Origin of the sequence: Paraburkholderia sp. GAS38, from assembly GCF_050434965.1 — a bacterium.
In the GTDB taxonomy this organism is placed as follows: Bacteria; Pseudomonadota; Gammaproteobacteria; order Burkholderiales; family Burkholderiaceae; genus Paraburkholderia; species Paraburkholderia phenazinium_A.
On sequence record NZ_JBNDJO010000011.1, the window covers coordinates 240,359 to 259,669 of the forward strand.

General features: G+C 64.5%; 17 protein-coding genes. 11 read left to right on the top strand and 6 right to left on the bottom strand.

What is annotated here, in order from left to right:
* Positions 1-247 precede the first annotated feature (247 nt).
* The 5 genes from P3T42_RS24845 to P3T42_RS24865 form a co-directional block, all read right to left on the bottom strand.
* Positions 248-1,489 (bottom strand): patatin-like phospholipase family protein, encoded by a 1,242-nt coding sequence (locus P3T42_RS24845; protein WP_429307504.1) that lies wholly within the window; start codon positions 1,487-1,489, stop codon positions 248-250.
* Between the two features lie 34 nt (positions 1,490-1,523).
* Positions 1,524-2,300, bottom strand: coding sequence for a PhaM family polyhydroxyalkanoate granule multifunctional regulatory protein (locus P3T42_RS24850; protein ID WP_429307505.1), 777 nt, complete (start codon positions 2,298-2,300; stop codon positions 1,524-1,526).
* 110 nt (positions 2,301-2,410) lie between these two features.
* Positions 2,411-3,313 carry an enoyl-CoA hydratase/isomerase family protein gene (locus P3T42_RS24855; protein ID WP_074300955.1) on the bottom strand — a complete coding sequence of 301 codons (903 nt, stop codon included), beginning with the start codon at positions 3,311-3,313 and terminating at the stop codon, positions 2,411-2,413.
* A gap of 86 nt (positions 3,314-3,399) precedes the next feature.
* Entirely contained in the window at positions 3,400-4,563 is a 1,164-nt protein-coding gene (locus P3T42_RS24860) for an ABC transporter substrate-binding protein (protein ID WP_074300956.1), read from the bottom strand.
* Positions 4,564-4,744: 181 nt separating this feature from the next.
* A complete protein-coding gene (locus tag P3T42_RS24865; RefSeq protein ID WP_074300957.1) occupies positions 4,745-5,737 on the bottom strand; it encodes a fumarylacetoacetate hydrolase family protein in 993 nt (330 codons plus the stop codon).
* Between the two features lie 151 nt (positions 5,738-5,888).
* Between P3T42_RS24865 and P3T42_RS24870 the strand changes: the two genes are divergently transcribed.
* The 9 genes from P3T42_RS24870 (at position 5,889) to P3T42_RS24910 (ending at position 15,688) form a co-directional block, all read left to right on the top strand.
* Entirely contained in the window at positions 5,889-6,761 is an 873-nt protein-coding gene (locus P3T42_RS24870; protein ID WP_429307506.1) for an IclR family transcriptional regulator, read from the top strand.
* Positions 6,762-6,898: 137 nt separating this feature from the next.
* Positions 6,899-8,158 carry a DUF3108 domain-containing protein gene (locus P3T42_RS24875; protein ID WP_429307507.1) on the top strand — a complete coding sequence of 420 codons (1,260 nt, stop codon included), beginning with the start codon at positions 6,899-6,901 and terminating at the stop codon, positions 8,156-8,158.
* Between the two features lie 109 nt (positions 8,159-8,267).
* Positions 8,268-9,056, top strand: coding sequence for a 3-oxoadipate enol-lactonase (gene pcaD, locus P3T42_RS24880; protein ID WP_074300960.1), 789 nt, complete (start codon positions 8,268-8,270; stop codon positions 9,054-9,056).
* 118 nt (positions 9,057-9,174) lie between these two features.
* Positions 9,175-9,432 carry a BTH_I0359 family protein gene (locus P3T42_RS24885; protein ID WP_074263200.1) on the top strand — a complete coding sequence of 86 codons (258 nt, stop codon included), beginning with the start codon at positions 9,175-9,177 and terminating at the stop codon, positions 9,430-9,432.
* Between the two features lie 287 nt (positions 9,433-9,719).
* A complete protein-coding gene (locus tag P3T42_RS24890) occupies positions 9,720-10,799 on the top strand; it encodes a homocysteine S-methyltransferase family protein (protein WP_074300961.1) in 1,080 nt (359 codons plus the stop codon).
* A gap of 31 nt (positions 10,800-10,830) precedes the next feature.
* On the top strand, positions 10,831-11,913 hold the full coding sequence (locus P3T42_RS24895) for an AAA family ATPase (RefSeq protein WP_429307508.1): 1,083 nt from the start codon (positions 10,831-10,833) through the stop codon (positions 11,911-11,913).
* Positions 11,913-12,617, top strand: coding sequence for a DUF4276 family protein (locus P3T42_RS24900; RefSeq protein WP_429307509.1), 705 nt, complete (start codon positions 11,913-11,915; stop codon positions 12,615-12,617). The genes P3T42_RS24895 and P3T42_RS24900 overlap by 1 nt, the downstream gene beginning before the upstream one ends.
* A gap of 4 nt (positions 12,618-12,621) precedes the next feature.
* Positions 12,622-15,339 carry a methionine synthase gene (gene metH, locus P3T42_RS24905; RefSeq protein WP_429307510.1) on the top strand — a complete coding sequence of 906 codons (2,718 nt, stop codon included), beginning with the start codon at positions 12,622-12,624 and terminating at the stop codon, positions 15,337-15,339.
* A gap of 145 nt (positions 15,340-15,484) precedes the next feature.
* On the top strand, positions 15,485-15,688 hold the full coding sequence (locus P3T42_RS24910; RefSeq protein WP_074300965.1) for an acid-shock protein: 204 nt from the start codon (positions 15,485-15,487) through the stop codon (positions 15,686-15,688).
* Between the two features lie 252 nt (positions 15,689-15,940).
* On the opposite strand, the gene P3T42_RS24915 is transcribed toward P3T42_RS24910, so the two are convergent.
* Entirely contained in the window at positions 15,941-16,267 is a 327-nt protein-coding gene (locus tag P3T42_RS24915; RefSeq protein WP_074300966.1) for a DUF1840 domain-containing protein, read from the bottom strand.
* 384 nt (positions 16,268-16,651) lie between these two features.
* Here P3T42_RS24915 and argS point away from each other — a divergent pair, with 384 nt between their 5' ends.
* Both argS and P3T42_RS24925 read left to right on the top strand, forming a co-directional pair.
* On the top strand, positions 16,652-18,442 hold the full coding sequence (gene argS / locus P3T42_RS24920; protein ID WP_074300967.1) for an arginine--tRNA ligase: 1,791 nt from the start codon (positions 16,652-16,654) through the stop codon (positions 18,440-18,442).
* 79 nt (positions 18,443-18,521) lie between these two features.
* Positions 18,522-19,274 carry an SPOR domain-containing protein gene (locus P3T42_RS24925; RefSeq protein WP_253190231.1) on the top strand — a complete coding sequence of 251 codons (753 nt, stop codon included), beginning with the start codon at positions 18,522-18,524 and terminating at the stop codon, positions 19,272-19,274.
* Positions 19,275-19,311 lie beyond the last annotated feature (37 nt).

Below are 19,311 nucleotides of genomic sequence, written 5' to 3' on the forward strand. Positions count from 1 at the left end.
ACCGGCGGCAAACGGGCGGCGGATTGGTTGTTTTCGGGGCGCGCCCAAGGGCCAAACAGGCTTACAGCATGATAGCACGCGGGCTTGGCCCCCTTCCCTTACATAGGGTCACAGGCACCCGGCCCTTGATCGGTCTCAATAAAATAGCGGACGTTCGTGTTGTGCCTGTGACGAAGATCGAGCGCAAGACGTGTGCCGCGTCGCGAGAATCGGCGATGTACCGGTCCGCCAACGCGGTCATTGCCGTTCACAGGTTCACACCACCGTTGCCACTCTTGCCTTCGTTGCCGCCCTCGCGTCCCTTGCCAGCGTTGCCGTTGCCCCCGCCCGCGTTGCCGTCGCCGGCCCGCTCGATCCAGGCCGCGATCTCGCCGCGCCGCGCAAACGCGTCGCGGCGGCCGAGTTCGATCAGCTCGCGCGTGAATTCGCTTTCGAACAGCAAATAGCTGGCAAACGACGCCCCGGACGCCCGGTTGCCGCCCACCGCGCCCAGCAGGCCACGTACCGTCCGCGGCAAATGCTTCAGGTAGCGCGCCGCAATCAGCTCAATGCGCTCGCTTGGCGCGATCGCCAGCACGTCGATATGGCGCCAGCCGCTTTCCGGTTCCACCGTATGCGGCAGGTGCAGCACCATCCGGTTGATGTGCTCGATGCGTTCGATGTCCGCGCCGAGCGCATCGAGAAACACGCTCGCCAGCACCTGCTGGCCGATTTGCGCCAGCGACGGATAAGCATCGTCGCGTCCCGCCGCCGGCACCTCCGGCCGCGGCGTCGCGGCGCCAATCACGAGAATGCGGTTCGCGCCGAAATGAATCGCAGGGCTAAGCGGTGCGATCTGGCGGATCGAGCCGTCGCCGAAGTACTCGTGGCGGCCATCCAGTTCCAGCGGCACGGCGGGAAACACGTAGGGAATCGCCGAAGACGCAAGCAGATGAGCCGGAGTCAGTTCGACCATCCGCGCGGTGCGTTGCGCACGCCGCCAGGCCTGGATCGGCTCGCTGGCCTGGTAAAAGGTCAAATGCCGTCCCGACGAATAGCTGAGCGCAGTAATGGACAGCGCATGCAGCGCGCGCGTGTCGAGCATCTGCTCGATACGGTGAAAACCGAGCGCGTCTCGTAGCAGCCGGGCGAGCGGCGAGTTGTCGAATAACGCGCGCGGCGAGCGGTGAGCGGCCCAACCGAAGCTCATTGCCGCCAGCCAGCGGGCGCCCGCCCCGACCATGCCCGGCCAGTCGGTGCGGTACACGTGATGCGCGTGCATGCTCGACCAGACATGCACGAGCCGCTCGGCGCCACGGTAAAAGTCGTCCGCATGGCTTGCAATCGAGGTGGCGTTGATCGCGCCTGCGGAAGTGCCGCAGATCACACTGAATGGCGACGCACGGGAGGCCGGCACCACCTCGCGCGCGATCTCGGCAAGCGCCAGCAGCGCGCCCGCCTGGTAAGCGGCGCGCGCGCCGCCGCCCATCAGAACTAGCGCGAGCCGCATGCTCGGGGCTCGTTCCTGATCACGTCGAGCCGAATCATTCGGGCTGCGAAGGGGTTTTCCTTGCCGCGCGCGGCCGGCTCGCCGTGCCGCTCGACGCCGGGCTGCTCGATCTGGCAGCCGGTGAGCGCTTCGCAGCGGACTCTTTCGCAGACGACGTTGCAGCACCCGACGCACCCGACGCTCCGGCGGCGCCGGCTTGCTCCGCAGCGGCGCCGGTAGCAGACGCGGCCGCAGTGGCGTCAGCCGCCGCGGCCGGCTGGGTCATCGCAAACTGCGCGATCTGGTTGAACTGCGATTGCAGCAGGTTCCACCAGACGGACGCATCGAAACCCGGCGCGTTCGCGCTCTCGCCCGCTTCCGCTTCGGCACTGCTCGCGGCTTCGGCACGCGGCGCAGCGGCCGGTTCGGGGCTTGGCTTGTCGGGCGCGGGGGTCGGGGTGGCCGCCGGTTGCGCCATCGACTGCTGCGCGAAGGCGCCGAACGCGCGCAGCGTCGCGAGCGTGGCGCGCTGCACTTCCAGCGCCTGAATCGCCGACTGCAGCATGTTCAGATTCAGCTTGAGCCACTGCTCGACCGCACGCATGTCGGTGATGCGCTTGTCGAGTTCTTCGACGTTGGTGAGCGGCGCCATCATGTCGGACATCATCGACAGCGACGGCCCGAGGCCCGGCGTCGCGCCTGCCGACGCACCCTGAAAGGCCGAGCCGAACGGACTCAAGCGCATCATGTCCCACATGCGGTCCAGCATCTCGCCGGGAGGAAAACCCGGAAAGCCGGGAAAGGGCGGCGTGGAGCCAGGTGTATCGGTCATGCTTTTCTCCTCGCAGCAGACAGAAATGGATCAGGCGCAGTCCGACGCGCGTTTCGTCCGATCATACCGCGCGTAACGGGCGGGTAAAGGGCTGATAAAGGACCGATCGATCAGCCGGAATGCTCGCCGGACGAATCGCCGGCCGGGTGACTACTCCCCGAATGACTGCCTCCCGAGGCGCCGCCGCGAAAATCCGGTGCGCGCCGCTCGCGCAGCGACGTCACCCCTTCGCGCACATCGGGGCCGGCGAAGCCCATGAACTCGAGCGCAAGCGACGCATCGAAGGTCGGCCCCGCCGAACGCAGCCAGTTGTTCAACGCGTATTTGGTCCAGCGGATCGCCGTTTGCGAGCCGTGCGCGAGTCTCTCGGCGACTTCGAATGCTTTGGGCAACAGATCGTTTTCGTCGACGGCCAGCGAGACGAGACCGATCCGCTCGGCCTCTTCACCGCTCACCGGCTCGCACAGCAACAGGTAGTACTTGGCTTTCGCCATACCGCACAGCAGAGGCCACACGATGGCCGCGTGATCGCCCGCGGCCACGCCGAGGCGCGTGTGACCGTCGATGATGCGCGCGCTCTTCGTCGCAATCGAAATATCGGCGAGGAGCCCTGCCACCAGCCCCGCGCCGACTGCCGGCCCGTGCATGGCGGAGACGATCGGCTTGCTGCAGTTGATCACGTTGTAGACGAGGTCGCGTGCCTCACGCCAGACGCGGGTGCGGACCTCGAAGTCGGTCGCCATCTGCTCGACGAGCTGCAGATCGCCGCCCGCCGAAAAGCCCTTGCCCTCGCCGCGAATCACCGCAACGCGGGTGTCGGGATCGCGGTCGATATCGCGCCAGATTTCGGCAAGTTCGCGATGCATGCGCGCATCCGCCGTGGCCAGTGCGCTCTTGTTGGCGCCCTCGCCGCTCATGATGACTTCGAGGATGCCGTGCGGATGCCGTCGCACACGCAGCGACTGGTAGTGCGCATAGAAGACAGGGTCGTTGATCGGTGCTTCGTGAGACATGGCGGTCAGTCCGGTAGATCGGAAACGCGATAGATCGAGACGTCAGTGTGAACGCAACGCGGCACAGGGTACGCGCCGCGGCAGCTTCAGTCCGGTTGATACACCCACTTGCCGTTGCTGATTTCCACCATCACGCGGGCGCGCTGGTCGAGCCCGAGGTGATCGGTCGGGCTCATGTTGACGACACCGTTAGTGTCCGCCAGACCGTGCGTCGCTTCCAGTGCATCGCGCAAGGCGTGACGAAATTCAGGCGTGCCAGGTTGCGCCGTTTTCAATGCGACCGGCACGGCATTCGACAGCAGCATGCCCGCGTCCCATGTGTACGAGCCGAAGGCCGATACGCTGCCGGCACCGTGCAGCGCTTCGAAGCGCGCCGTGTAGTCGAGCGCGAGGCGCTTCGCCGGATGGTCGGCCGGCAGTTGCGCCGCGACCAGCACCGGGCTGGCGGGCAGGAAGGTGCCGTTGCAGTCCGCCCCGCAGACGCGCAGGAAATCGTTATTGCCGACCCCATGGTTGTGATAGATCAAGCCCTTGTAGCCACGCTCCTTGAGCGTTCGCGGCGGCAACGCGGCGGGCGTTCCCGCCGCGCCGACCACAACCGCATCCGGATGGGTGGCGAGGATCTTCAGCACCTGGCCGGTGACGCTTGGGTCGGCACGGTTAAAGCGCTCGCTCGCCACGAGCTTGATGTGATGGAGCTCGGCGAATTTCGCCACTTCGGCATAGAACGTCTCGCCGAGCGCATCGGCCTGGCCGATGTAGGCGATCGTCTTGACGCCGTGCGAGCTGGCGTGCGCGGTAATCGCGGAGGCCATCATCGCATCGGTTTGCGGGGTCTTGAACATCCAGTGACGCTTGGCGTCGACGGGTTCGATGATCTTCGCCGACGACGCCAGCGAGATCGTGGGCGTCTCGCCTTCCGCGATCACGTCGATCATCGCCAGCGTGTTAGGCGTGATCGACGAGCCGATGATGGCGTCGACATGGTCTTCGGAGATCAGCTTCTTCGTATCCTGCACTGCCTGGGTGGTGTCCGAGGCATCGTCGAGCACGATGTACTCGACCTTCTGGCCGCCCATTGTCTTCGGCAGCATGGCGGCCGTGTCGCGGGCCGGAATCCCGAGCGAGGCGGCCGGACCGGTCAGCGACAGCACCAGCCCGATCTTCACCTGGGCCAGCGCGAGAGCTGGAAATGCAGCCGCAAATACAAACGCAAACTTAAGCGCAAGCGCAAACGGGCGGAACCGCATGCCTGTCTCCTCACCGTGGTTTTGTCGTTATGTGCCACTTCGCCCTGGTCGTGGCGGGCAGCGGCGGTTAGCCGCGCCCTCGCCACCAGGCGTCTGTCAGTGTAGCGGCGCCCGGGTGCACGGGTATCGGGCGAAACCCTTTCGCCTGACTTAAAGGCCGGCCAGCGGGACGCCCCGCGCTTCAGCGAGCCGCATCAAGCGGTGCAATGCCCTGCTCGATCGAGCCGAAGATCGATTTGCCCGCTTCGTCGAACATCTCGATCTTCACCGTATCGCCGTATTTCATGAACTCCGTCTGCGGCGAACCGTGCTCGATGGTCTCGAGACAGCGCTTCTCGGCGATACAGCAATAGCCGCGCTTCGCATCCTTGTTCGAGACCGTCCCCGAGCCGACGATCGACCCCGCGCGCAAATTGCGCGTCTTCGCCGCATGCGCGATCAACTGGCCGAAGTGGAACACCATGTCCGTCCCGGCGTCCGGCTGACCGACCTTCTTGCCGTTCCAGTGGACGATCATCGGCCGGTGCACGCGGCCCTCGCGCCAGTGCTCGCCGAGTTCGTCAGGCGTGACGGCAACCGGTGCGAACGAGGTGGCCGGCTTGCTCTGAAAGAACCCGAAGCCCTTCGCCAGTTCTGCCGGAATCAGGTTGCGCAGCGAAACGTCGTTGACCAGCGCGATCAGCCGCACGCCCTTGAGCGCCTGATCGGGGGTGGCGCCCATCGGCACGTCGGTGGTGATTACCGCGACTTCCGCTTCGAAATCGATGCCGAAATCCTCCGATGCGCATACCACGTCGTCTTTCGGGCCGATGAAGTCGTCGCTGCCGCCCTGGTACATCAGCGGATCGGTCCAGAATTCCGGCGGCATCTCCGCGCCGCGCGCGCGGCGCACCAGTTCGACGTGGTTCACGTACGACGAGCCGTCGGCCCACTGGAACGCGCGCGGCAGCGGCGCCATGCATTCCTTCGCGTCGAACGCAAAGGCGTTGCGCGCGCGGCCCTGGTTGAGCGCGTCGTACAGATCCTGCAGTTGCGGCGCGTAGAAGGTCCAGTCGTCGAGCACGCGCTGCAGCGTCGGCGCGATCGCATCGGCGATGGCCGCGGAGTGCAGGTCGCGGGACACGACGATCAATTGGCCGTCGCGCGTGCCGTCCTTCAGCGTGGCAAGTTTCATAGGGGAATGAGCCGTGTTAGTGACGATAGAGGGAATCTATTCTACGATGGTGAATCGCCCTGGCCCAAACGGCCGGTTCAAACGGCACGCTTTGACGTCGCGCCGGCGCCGTCCCATCCGACTCACCGTTCGCGCCTCGTGCGCCTTGCTTATGCCTTCACTTGCCCGCCCCGGCGCGATCGCTCCCGACGCCGACCCGCTCGACTCCGCGGACGACGACGCCGCCGAGGCCGGCGAGGAGAAGCTGCGCTCGGGCATCCAGTCGATCGAGGTGGGTTTTCGCCTGCTCGACGTCCTGACCCACGAGCCGCGCGCGATGATGCTGCGCGATCTCGCGCAACGCGCCAGCATGAGCCCCGCCAAGGCGCACCGGTATCTGGTGAGTTTCCTGCGCCTGGGCGTCGTCGCACAAGACCCGCTGTCCGGGCGCTACGAGCTCGGCGGCTTTGCCTTGCAACTGGGCCTGGCGCGGCTCGCGCGGGTCGATGGCGTGAAGCTCGCGCGGATCGCGCTGGCGGAGCTGCGCGACCGGCTCGACCTCACTGTGGGCATCGCCGTATGGGGCAACCAGGGGCCGACCGTCGTCCACTGGATGGAATCGAGTCATCCGGCGAAGGCCTCGCTCAAGCTCGGCGATGTGATGCCGCTGCTCGGCTCGGCCACCGGCTTGCTGTTCGCGGCCTATCTGCCGTCCAGCAAGACCGCTGCGATGATCGAGCGCGAACTGGCCGACTCGCGCCGTTCGTCGCACACCGATGGCCCACGCACGCCCGAAGAGGTCGAGCGCGTCCTCGCCGAGGTGCGCGCGCATGAAGCCGCACGCGTCGAAGGCATGCTGCTGCCGACGATCCACGCGTTCTGCATGCCGGTCTTCGACTCGACCGGCGATCTCGCACTCGGGCTGATTGCGCTCGGCCACGAGGGCGCTTTCGATATCCGCTGGGACGGCGAGATCGACACGGCGCTGCGCGAGTGTGCGCGCAAATTGTCGTACGAACTGGGGTACAGTCCGGCGCCGCGTTAGGATGTCGGGGCGCGCAGCGACGCCGCTGCGGAACATCGCCCGCGGCCTGACGGTCGAACCCGTTCGCTGCGTGAGTCCCGCGCAGGCCTTCGCCCGAAGCGGCGCGTCACATTTGATCTGCCAGAATCGCTCGCCCGATGCCGTTCACGTCCGCCGTCAGCCGTTCCGATCGCATGTTGCCTCACGCGGCGCGCCGCCCGCGTGCGTGGCGCTGGTTCGCCGTGCTTGCGGTCGTGCTTTGCGTGCATTGGATCGCGGCGCAGTGGGTCGAACGCAATCGCGAGACGTTCACGTCCGGGAACACGGCTCACGTGCCGGTGCAGATCGCGCTGCTGACGCCCGAGCGCATCGAGCGCAGTCCGGCTGAGACAGCGCCGCACCCGGCACCGCCGCCCGAGCACAAAGCCAGGGCAGCCGCCAGCAAGCCGCGCGAACATGTATTGACCGCGCTGCGCTCCGGGCCCGCGCCTGTTACCGCTGCGTCTGCCCCTGCGGCTGAGGCCGCCTCTTCAGCAGCCAGTGCGGCCGCAGCGTCCACTGCGGCCAGCGCCGCTACAGCGGCAAGCGCGCCAGCCGGCGGCCACGCCCCCGCCTCGCAAGCCGCGCCAGGCGTGAAGTTCTCGGTGCCGCCGTCGGGCGATCTGCAATACGACACGTTCTATAACGGCGTGCGCAATCAGCCAGGCACCATCCACTGGTCGAGCGACGGCAAGACCTACGATATGGTGGTGTCGATGCCGGTGCCGTTCATCGGCACCTTCAGCTACTCGAGCCACGGGCACGTCGATGCGTTCGGCCTCGCGCCGGACCAGTACATCGAAAAGCGCGGCCATCGGGCTGAGGACGTGGCGATCTTCAATCGCACCACGAAGCAGATCGCGTTCACCAAAACGCCCGCGTCTTTGCCCCTCAGCGATGGCGCACAAGACCGCTTCAGCATGGTGATGCAACTGGCGAGCCTCGTGCGCGGCGATCCGGATGCCTACAAGCCGGGCGTGACCCGCCAGTTTTTCGTAGTCGACAACGATAGCGGCGAAATCTGGCCAATTGAAACAATCGGCGACGAAACGATCCGCACACAACAAGGCTATGTCAGTGCGCGTCATTTCATGCGCCTGCCGCGTCACGCCGGCGATCAGCGGCGCATCGACGTGTGGCTCGCGCCGTCGCTCGGCTGGTTGCCCGCGCGGATCCTGCAGACCGAACCGAACGGCACCGAAATCCAGTTGGTCTGGAGCGGGCCGCTGAGTCCGCCGGGCGGCAACGGCAATGCGACTTCAACGGGCAATGGCGGCAGCGCGACCGCTTCCGGCAATCCTGCATCCACGGCGCCCTCAGCGCCCGACTCACCGATGGCTCCGGACACCGCCCCAGCCCCTGTGCCGGACAAACCCTGAAGTCGAACAGATATTCGGCAATTTGCCGAAACTTCCGCCAGCGGCATGACTCGCAGGACAAGCGGCGCCGTTCCAGCCGTTTCACCGCATCCCCTTTGAAGGAGCCTGCATGCAAGTGAACATCAACGGTATCGACACGCGCTATGTTCTGAGCAACGAAGGCGGCGGCCCCTGGCTGACGTTCATCCATCAACTCGGTGGCGACCTGTCCGTGTGGGACCAGCTCGCCGGCTACTTCCGCGACGACTTCACCGTGCTGCGTTACGACGTACGCGGTCACGGCGCCACCGGTGTACCGGACAAGCCCTTCAGCGTCGCCGACCTGTCCCGCGACCTCGCCACCCTGCTCGATGCACTGGGCGCCCCGCATACGCATCTGGTGGGGATGTCGATGGGCGGCATGGTCGCGCAGCAGTTCGCCCTCGATCATCCATCACGCATCGATACGCTGACGCTCGCCGACACGAGCGCGGGCACCGCGCCAGAGAATCGCGCCGTCTGGGATCAACGCGCGGCTACCGCACGCCGCGAAGGCATGGCTTCGCTTGTGCCTGCGACCTTAAGCCGCTGGTTGACGCCCGATTTCCAGGCGGCGCATCCGGAAGCGGTCGAGCAGATCCGCGAGGTGCTGCAGCACACCTCGCCCGCGGGCTACGCGCTCGCCTGCGAGGCTTTGCGCGACTTCAACGTGCAGGAGCGGTTGAACGAGATTCGTCTGCCTACGCTCACGGTCGCGGGACGCCATGACACAGGCACGCCACCTGCTGCAACAGAATTCATCGCGAAGTCGATTGAAGGCGCACAATACGAACTGCTGGATGCTGCCCATCTGGCGCCGATCGAACAGTCTCACCGTTTTGCTGCGTTGCTTGAAACGTTTCTCGAAACACGGGTCTAACCTGAAGGTCCGGGATTTTTACCAGCGTTACTCCGGACCCACCCCTTGAATTCCACACCATACGCTCCACTTATGGCGCAGGAACGGCCAGGAGCCAACGGAAATAAGGAGTGTCGCCATGCAAATGATCTACAACAGCCCCAACTATTGTGTTGTCGAGTTCCCGCCCCAGGACGGTCCCCTCGCCATGAAGTCAGGTGGTTATGAGATCGTGGACAAGAACATGCAACGCGAAATCTACATTGACGGCGCAATGGCGGCGCGCTTTCGCGAGCACGTCACCAAGCTGATCGAAGAAGAACCGTCGCTTGACGAAGTTGACGAATTCCTCGGCCAGTTCGACAGCCTGATGCATCAACCGGTGATCCTCCACTAACACGCACGCCTCGGCGACACGTACTCAAACCCCCGTCCGGCTTGCCGGGCGGGGGTTTTTGTTTTAACCACGGGGCACGCTACTGATTTCGTCAGCGGATTCGCGCGGCCGGCGGCATAATCGATACGAGACGGCATCTTTTACCGCCTTTACCGCCTGAGGCATGAACCGCTCGTCTTCCCGGCTAACATAAGCCCTATCACCGCGCGTCTGCGGCCGGCGAGGCCGTTGCGCAGCGGATACAATGACAGGTTTCCTGAAAAAACTGGCGCAAGCCCACTTCTGCCATGAACCAGCCCGCCCCCACCGTCAGTCCAGCCCGCCCCGCCGCAACCTATACGCGCGGCGCCGCGTTGCCCGCGCTTCTGCAATCGCGCATCCTGATTCTGGACGGGGCGATGGGCACGATGATCCAGCGTTACAAGCTCGACGAAGCCCGTTATCGCGGCGAGCGCTTCAAGGACTATGGCCGCGACATCAAGGGCAACAACGAGCTGCTGTCGATCACGCAGCCGCAGATCATCAGCGAGATCCACGAGCAGTATCTGGCGGCGGGCGCCGACATCATCGAAACCAATACGTTCGGCGCGACCACGGTCGCCCAGGCCGACTACGGGATGGAAGATCTCGCGATCGAGATGAACCTCGAATCGGCGAAGCTCGCGCGGGCGGCTTGCGACAAGTACTCGACGCCGGACAAGCCGCGCTTCGTCGCGGGCGCGATCGGACCGACGCCGAAGACGGCCAGCATCTCGCCGGACGTGAACGATCCGGGCGCCCGCAACGTGACCTTCGACGAACTGCGCGCGGCCTACTACGAGCAGGCCAAGGCGCTGCTCGACGGCGGCTCGGACCTGTTCCTCGTCGAAACGATTTTCGACACGCTCAACGCGAAGGCTGCGCTGTTCGCTCTCGACGAGCTGTTTGAAGACACGGGCGAACGTCTGCCGATCATGATCTCCGGCACCGTCACCGACGCATCGGGCCGCATCCTCTCGGGGCAGACGGTCGAGGCGTTCTGGAATTCGCTGCGTCATGCGAAGCCGCTTACCTTCGGCTTGAACTGCGCCCTGGGTGCGGCGTTGATGCGGCCGTATATCGCGGAGCTGGCGAAGCTGTGCGATACGTATGTGTCGTGCTATCCGAACGCGGGCTTGCCCAATCCGATGAGCGATACGGGCTTCGACGAATTGCCGGCGGATACGTCGGGGCTGTTGAAGGAGTTTGCGCAGGCCGGGCTGGTGAATATCGCGGGCGGGTGCTGCGGCACGACGCCTGAGCATATTGCGGCGATTGCGAAGGCGCTGACTGGCGTCAGGCCGCGGGTGTGGGCAAACTATCGGGAAACCGATACTGAAGCAGTCTGATCGCGGCACGTACCTCAACGGGAATCGATCGATGGCTGGCGTCACCAAACTGACGATTGCAGGGTTCAAATCCATACGCGAGTTGCGCGACTTCGAGTTGCGCAACCTGAACGTGTTGATTGGCGCCAATGGTGCCGGGAAGTCGAACTTTATCGGGCTGTTTCGGATGCTGGCGGAGATGTATGAGGAACGGCTGCAGTTGTATGTGCAGCAGCAAGGCGGGCCGGATGCGTTGATGCATTTTTCGCGGAAGACGACGGATGCGATTCAGGCGGAATTTCGATTCGGCGATCAAGACTGGTATGCATTCGAGCTTGTGCCAACGAACGATAACCGGCTAATACTTTCGGATGAACAGTTCCTGTTCCGAGATGACGACCAAAGTGCTGGTGGCACGCTGGGCGGCACGCCCGAGTCGAGACTCAAGCTAATTGCGGAACAGCATGATCACCCCTACGTCGCCGCTGTTATCGAAGGCACTCGCGTCTACCATTTCCACGACACCGGCGAAAAAGCCCGAGTCAAGCAGCCGCACGCGATCAACGACACGCTACGCCTCAAGGTGGACGGTGCGAACCTGGCTGCCTACCTGAGCATGCTTAAGACCGAGCACACGGACAGCTACCGGCAGATTGTCGACACCGTCCGCCTCGTAGCGCCGTTCTTCGACGACTTTGTCTTCCGCACCGATCCCGTCTCGAAGATCCAACTGGAATGGACCGAACGCGGCGACCCGGACACGCCATTCACAGCCCATGCGCTTTCCGACGGCACGCTGCGTTTCATTTGCCTTAGCACACTGCTGCTGCAGCCATGGGACCTGATGCCGGCGACCATCCTGATCGACGAGCCGGAACTAGGGCTGCACCCTTACGCGGTCAACCTGCTCGCCGACCTGCTCAAACGCGCGTCCGAACAAAAACAGTTGATCGTCTCGACCCAATCCGTCGAACTGCTGAACCGGATGGAACCCGGCGACGTGATCGTCGTCGACCGCAAAGACAACGCATCGACCTTCCACCGCCTCGACGCGACGCAGTTGCAAGACTGGCTCGACGACTACTCGCTTGGCGATCTCTGGAAGCAGAACGTGTTAGGCGGGAGGCCGGCGTAATGGTCGATCTGATCGTGGTCGGCGAAGGCCAGACCGAAGAAACGTTCGTGCGCGACGTCCTTGCTCCCGCGCTCAGCGCGAACTGCATTTACGCAAGCCCCCGGCTGATCAACACCTCGCGTGAGCAGCGCGGCGGCGCGCTGAATCTCGAGCGTGTCCGCAAGTTCATCGGCAACACCCTGCGCGAGCGCAACGATACTTACGTCACCACCTTGATCGACCTGTACGGTCTCGATACGACTTTCCGCGGCGTGACCAACAGCAAGGGCCACGCACCGGCCGCCCGGGCCGCACGCATCGAGCAACTGCTGCACGAAGACGTCATCGCCTTCGCGCGCTGCCGCCCGGAACGCTTCATCCCGCACATCCAGCCTCACGAGTTCGAATCGCTGCTGTTCTCGGACATCGCCACCTTGTGCGACGTCGAATCCGGCTGGCAAGAACAAAGCGCCCCGTTGATCGCCGCGCGGAACGCAGTCGACGATCCCGAATGGATCAACGATTCGCCGCAAACCGCGCCGTCGAAGCGGCTCGAACAACTGCGTCCGCGCTATCGCAAGGTCCGCCACGGCCCGGTGGCCGCCGCCCGCATCGGCCTCGACCGGATCCGCGAGCACTGCCCGCACTTCCGTCAGTGGTACGACCGCCTTGTGACGCTGCCCGCACTGCAAGTGCGGCACTCCAACATCGAATATACGACCTAACGCCATGACCGATCACACCATGCGCCTTTCCGGCCTCGAGCCGTTCAACGTCACGCCCGGGACGCTTTTCATCAACGTCGGTGAGCGTACCAACGTGACCGGCTCGAAGGCGTTCGCACGAATGATCCTGAACGACCAGTTCGACGACGCGATCGCCGTCGCGCGACAGCAGGTCGAAAACGGCGCGCAGGTCATCGACGTCAACATGGACGAGGCCATGCTCGATTCGAAAGCGGCCATGGTCCGCTTCATGAATCTGATCGCCTCGGAACCTGACATCGCGCGCGTGCCGATCATGATCGACTCGTCGAAGTGGGAAGTGATCGAAGCGGGTCTGAAGTGCGTGCAAGGCAAGGCGATCGTCAATTCGATCTCGCTGAAAGAAGGCGAGGAAGCGTTCCGTCATCACGCCAACCTGATTCGCCGTTACGGCGCGGCGGCCGTCGTGATGGCCTTCGACGAAAAAGGCCAGGCCGACACCTACCAGCGCAAGACTGAGATCTGCAAGCGCTCGTATGACTTTCTCGTCAATGAAGTGGGCTTCCCGCCCGAAGACATCATCTTCGACCCGAACATCTTCGCCGTCGCCACCGGCATCGAAGAGCACAACAACTACGCCGTCGACTTCATCAACGCCACGCGCTGGATCAAGGAAAACCTGCCGTACGCGAAGGTGAGCGGCGGCGTGTCGAACGTGTCGTTCTCGTTCCGCGGCAACGACCCGGTGCGCGAAGCGATCCACACCGTGTTCCTCTACTACGCCATCCAGGCGGGGATGGACATGGGCATCGTCAACGCCGGCCAGCTCGGCGTCTATGCCGACCTCGACCCCGAGTTGCGCGAGCGCGTCGAAGACGTGGTCCTCAACCGCCGCGACGACGGCACCGACCGCCTGTTAGAGATCGCCGACAAGTTCAAGACCGGCGCCGCGAAGAAGGAAGAAAACCTCGAGTGGCGCAACCAGCCGGTCGAGAAGCGTCTCTCGCATGCGCTGGTGCACGGCATCACCAACTTCATCGTCGAAGACACCGAGGAAGTGCGCGCCAGGATCGCCGCAGCCGGCGGCCGGCCGATCAATGTGATCGAAGGTCCGTTGATGGACGGCATGAACATCGTCGGCGACCTGTTCGGCCAGGGCAAGATGTTCCTGCCGCAGGTGGTGAAGTCGGCGCGCGTGATGAAGCAGGCAGTCGCGCATCTGATCCCGTACATCGAAGAAGAAAAGAAGCTGCTCGCCGAAGCCGGCGCCGACGTGCGCGCGAAGGGCAAGATCGTCATCGCCACCGTCAAGGGCGACGTGCACGACATCGGCAAGAACATCGTCTCAGTGGTGCTTCAGTGCAATAACTTCGAAGTGGTCAACATGGGCGTGATGGTCTCGTGCAACGACATTCTCGCCAGGGCGAAGGTCGAAGGCGCGGACATCATCGGGCTGTCCGGCCTGATCACGCCGAGCCTCGAAGAAATGGCCTATGTCGCCTCGGAAATGCAGCGCGACGACTACTTCCGCATCAAGAAGATTCCGCTGCTGATCGGCGGAGCGACCACCTCGCGCGTGCACACCGCCGTGAAGATTGCGCCGCACTACGAAGGGCCGGTGGTGTATGTGCCGGATGCGTCGCGTTCGGTATCGGTGGCGTCGAGCCTGCTCTCCGACGAAGGCGCCGCGAAATACCTCGACGAGCTGAAGTCCGACTACGACCGCATCCGCGAACAGCACGCCAACAAGAAAGCGCAGCCCATGGTGACGCTCGCCGAAGCGCGCGCCAACAAGACGAAGATCGACTGGGCCGGCTACCAGCCGGTCAAGCCGAAGTTCATCGGCCGCCGCGTCTTCAAGAACTACGATCTCAACGAACTGGCGAACTATATCGACTGGGCGCCGTTCTTCCAGACCTGGGATCTGGCCGGCCCCTACCCCGCGATTCTCAATGACGAGATCGTGGGCGAGTCGGCGCGGCGTGTGTTCTCCGACGGCAAGTCGATGCTCGCGCGCCTGATCCAGGGCCGCTGGCTGCAGGCCAACGGCGTGATCGCGATGTTGCCGGCCAACACCGTCAACGACGACGACATCGAAATCTACACGGACGAATCGCGCTCGGAAGTCGCGCTCACCTGGCGCAACCTGCGCCAGCAAAGCGTGCGGCCGGTGGTGGACGGCGTGATGCGGCCGAACCGGTCGCTGGCCGACTTCATCGCGCCGAAGGATTCGGGCGTGGCCGACTACATCGGCCTGTTCGCCGTCACGGCGGGCCTCGGCGTCGACGTCAAGGAAAAGCAGTTCGAAAAGGATCACGACGACTACAGCGCAATCATGCTGAAGGCGCTGGCCGACCGCTTCGCGGAAGCCTTCGCCGAAGCGTTGCATGCCCGCGTGCGGCGCGACCTGTGGGGCTACGCCAGCAACGAAACGCTCTCCAACGACGACCTGATCGGCGAGAAGTATCGCGGCATCCGTCCCGCGCCCGGTTACCCGGCCTGCCCGGACCACCTCGTGAAGCGCGATATGTTTGAGGTGCTCCATGCGGAGGAGATCGGCATGAGCGTGACGGAATCGCTCGCCATGCTGCCGGCGGCCAGCGTCTCCGGCTTCTACCTGGCGCATCCGGACTGCACCTATTTCTCGGTGGGCAAGATCGGCCAGGACCAGCTGGAAGACTACGCACAGCGCATGGCGCTCTCGAAGCAGGACGCCGAACGGGCGCTGGCGCCGCTGCTGTAAACCGGCCCCACTATATCGAAAACGGAAGGCTGAATATTTCAAGCAAGCGGGTTTTCGGCTTTGTAGACTGCAAGCGCTTTACCTGCCAGACGCGGCCAGAAAACGCGTCGGCTCAACTACTTGCAACCGTCACGGAGAATCTCGCATGAAAAAGCTGACGTTCGTTTTGGCTGGTCTTTCGCTCGCAGTCGGTACTTCGGTCGCCTTCGCCCAGACGGCCGCTCCGGCTGCCGGCAGCGCAGTCAGTTCGTACTCGCCGCCGACCCAGAAGCACGTCAAGAAGCCCAAGAAGGCGAAGGTGAAGAAGGGTGCTTCGGCGCCCGCCGCACCGGCCGCCGCCAGCCAGTAAGCCACGCCGGCTCGACGATTCCGGCGGCCGGCCACCAGCAGTCAGGCGCGTGCCGCCGGCCTCGTGATTCCCGCTGGAGCCGGGCCGCAACCCGGCTTATGCAGCCGCATAAAAGACAAGAGCCCGCTTCGAGCGGGCTCTTGTCTTTTAGCATCGTGATGCGCGTGGGGACGTTCCGGCGCGCCTCGTGACCTGGCGCCGCGCCAGCACGCAGCGCCCGTCAGACACAGCGTCGCAGGCGCTTATGCCGGTTCAGACGCCCCACATGATGTCTGCGTCTTCCTTTTGCGCTGCGCGCAGCATGTCGAGGAACGGAAACGCGCGTTGCGCGAGGCCGATCGGAATCTCGTGGTGCTCGTGGCCGTCTTCGCCTTCGTGGAAATGCCCATCGTGTTCGGCACGCTCCTGCTTGTCCGAACTGATGGCCGACTCCAGTTTGGTGATCGCCTCGGGCAGTTCATCGTGCATGATGACCCCACGTTCGCCGAGCCGTTTGCCGACGATGCCGACCAGATACTGCGCCAGATTTTCCAGCATCACCACATCCGGAGCGGCGCGGCATTTGAAAGTAATCAGCATGACTGTTCCCTTTTTGTCTTGTTGGATTTACGCGCCGATGGCCGTGGGACGACCGTCTGCGCGGGTTTCGTTGGCACGCCGGCAGAGAGCGGCGGCCACGGCCCTTGGTGGGCATCTCATTGGACATATTAGCACCTGCTAAAATCCGTCCTGACGGAAAAGCGCGCCGCGCAATGCTGGACAATGGCTCGCACGGCCGGTCGGCGCGGGTTTGCCCCGCCTCGCGGCCCAGCCGGCACTGACGTTGGCCGGGCCGCTGCCGCGCTGCCGCCAGCGCCGCCCACATGGCCAGACGCACGCTTTCCAAGCCTTTGACGGACCGGTTGCACGCCTCACGCAGCCGCTCCCGTTTCACCGCACTGCCTCACTGGACTCGCAACAAGCATGCTGCCCGCACATAAACACACACTCGAATCACTGCTCGCCGACACCGTGAAGCAGGTCGCCGAAGCAACCCAAGGTGCAAGCGAAGCCGCCTTCGTCGCCCCCACCATCACGCTGGAACGCCCGAAAGTCGCCGCACACGGCGACGTAGCCTGCAACGTCGCCATGCAGCTGGCCAAGCCGCTGCGCGCCAATCCGCGCCAGCTCGCCCAGCAGATCGTCGATGCAGTGCTCGCGCATCCGCAAGCCCAGGGCCTCGTGCAGGGCGCCGAAGTGGCCGGCCCCGGCTTCATCAACCTGCGCCTCGCGCCCGCTGCCAAGCAGGCGGTGATCGGCGCCGTGTTCGCGGAAAAGGAAGCCTTCGGCCGCTCGCAGCGCGACGCCGGCAAGCACGTGCTGGTCGAATTCGTGTCGGCCAACCCGACCGGTCCGCTCCACGTCGGCCATGGCCGTCAGGCGGCGCTGGGCGATGCGCTGTCGAACGTGCTGGCTTCGCAGGGCTACGACGTGCATCGCGAGTTCTACTACAACGATGCGGGTGTGCAGATCCATACGCTCGCCGTCTCCACCCAGGCGCGCGCCCGCGGACTGAAACCGGGCGACGCCGGCTGGCCCGAATCGGCCTACAACGGCGACTACATTGCGGACATCGCACGCGACTACATGAACGGCGAAACCGTCGCCGCGAAAGACGTCGATGCGGTCAAGGGCGAAGGCGACGTCGAGAATCTCGACGCCATCCGCCGCTTCGCGGTCGCGTATCTGCGCCACGAGCAGGACATGGACTTGCAGGCCTTCGGCGTGAAGTTCGACCAGTACTACCTCGAATCCTCGCTGTACTCGGAAGGCCGCGTCGAGAAGACGGTGGCGGCGCTGATCGCCGCCGGCAAGACCTACGAGCAGGAAGGCGCGCTGTGGCTGCGCACCACGGACGACGGCGACGACAAAGACCGCGTCATGCGCAAGACCGACGGCACCTACACGTACTTCGTGCCGGACGTCGCGTACCACGTCGCCAAGTGGGAACGTGGCTTCACCAAGGTCATCAACGTGCAGGGCTCGGACCACCACGGCACCATCGCGCGGGTGCGCGCCGGCCTGCAGGGTCTCGGCATCGGCATTCCGAAGGGCTATCCCGACTACATCCTGCACAAGATGGTCACGGTGATGCGCGACGGCGAGGAAGTGAAGATCTCGAAGCGCGCGGGCAGCTATGTGACGGTGCGCGACCTGATCGAATGGTCGGGCGGCGCGACGCCGGGCTCGGAAACCTCGCCGGACCTGCTCGACGAAGCAACGATCCGCCGCGGCCGCGACGCCGTGCGGTTTTTCCTGATCTCGCGCAAGGCCGATACGGAATTCGTCTTCGACATCGACCTCGCGCTCAAGCAGAACGACGAGAATCCGGTGCACTACGTGCAGTACGCCCACGCCCGGATCTGCTCGGTCATCAGCGAAGCGAAGACGCGCTACAACACCGACGAGGCAATTCTGCCGACCGTGGACGTGTCCCTGCTCACCAGCGAACGTGCGATGGCGTTGCTGCAGAAACTGGCGGAATTCCCCGACATGCTGCAACACGCCGCCGACGAACTCGCGCCGCACGCGGTCGCGTTCTATCTGCGCGACCTCGCGGGCGAATTCCACTCGTTCTACAATGACAAGGCCGAACGCGTCCTGGTCGACGATGAAGCGCAGCGCAACGCGCGCGTCGCGCTGCTCGCCGCCACGCGCCAGGTGCTGGCAAACGGCCTTGCGACGATCGGCGTCTCTGCTCCCGAAAAGATGTAAGTCCTCCGGCACGACATGCACGCGGCCGTCGTTATAATCGACGGCCGTTCCAGGATTCTTTTTGCAGGTGATTTATACGATGGCAAAACCACGCCGCACAACGAAGCAGTCGAAGCAAACCGGGGGCACTTTTCTCGGCATCGTACTGGGCCTGATTGTCGGCCTGGCAATCGCGGTAGTGGTGGCGCTGTATATTACCCGGGCGCCTACGCCGTTTGTCGCCAAGGTGGCGCCGCCCGCGGCGTCCGACACCAGCGCAAGCGAAGCGCAATACGATCCGAACCGTCCGCTGCAAGGCAAGACGCCGGGCCAGGCGGTGCCGCAAGCCGCCCAGCCGGCGCCGCAAAACACGGCGCCGCAGGGCCAGGCGCCGGGCATGCTGCAGGAACCGGAGATCGTCGAAGTGCCGCCGGCCAGTTCGGCCAATGCAAACGGCGTCGCCGTGGCACCGCAGCCCGCTCAGGATAACGGCCAGCCCGCTCCGGCGAAGAAGCCGCAGCAGGCCACCAGCGCGCCGACCAGCACCGCCGCGGCCCCCGCGTCGAATGCGGCCAAGCCGGGCTCGGGCGCAGCGCCTTCCGCGGCGGACGCGAACAGCGGCTATTTCCTCCAGGTGGGCGCCTACAAGACGTCGGCGGATGCCGAGCAGCAGCGTGCACGCCTCGCCTTCCAGGGTTTCGAATCGAAGGTGACGCAGCGCGATGCCGGCGGCGTGACGTACTATCGCGTGCGCATTGGGCCGTTCTCGAAGTTCGACGACATGAATTCGGCCCGCCAGCGTCTGTCCGACGCAGGGGTCGAGACCGCCGTGATCCGCTTCACCAAGCAGTAATGCTCCGTCATGCGCCGCCGCTGAACCTCAGCGCGCG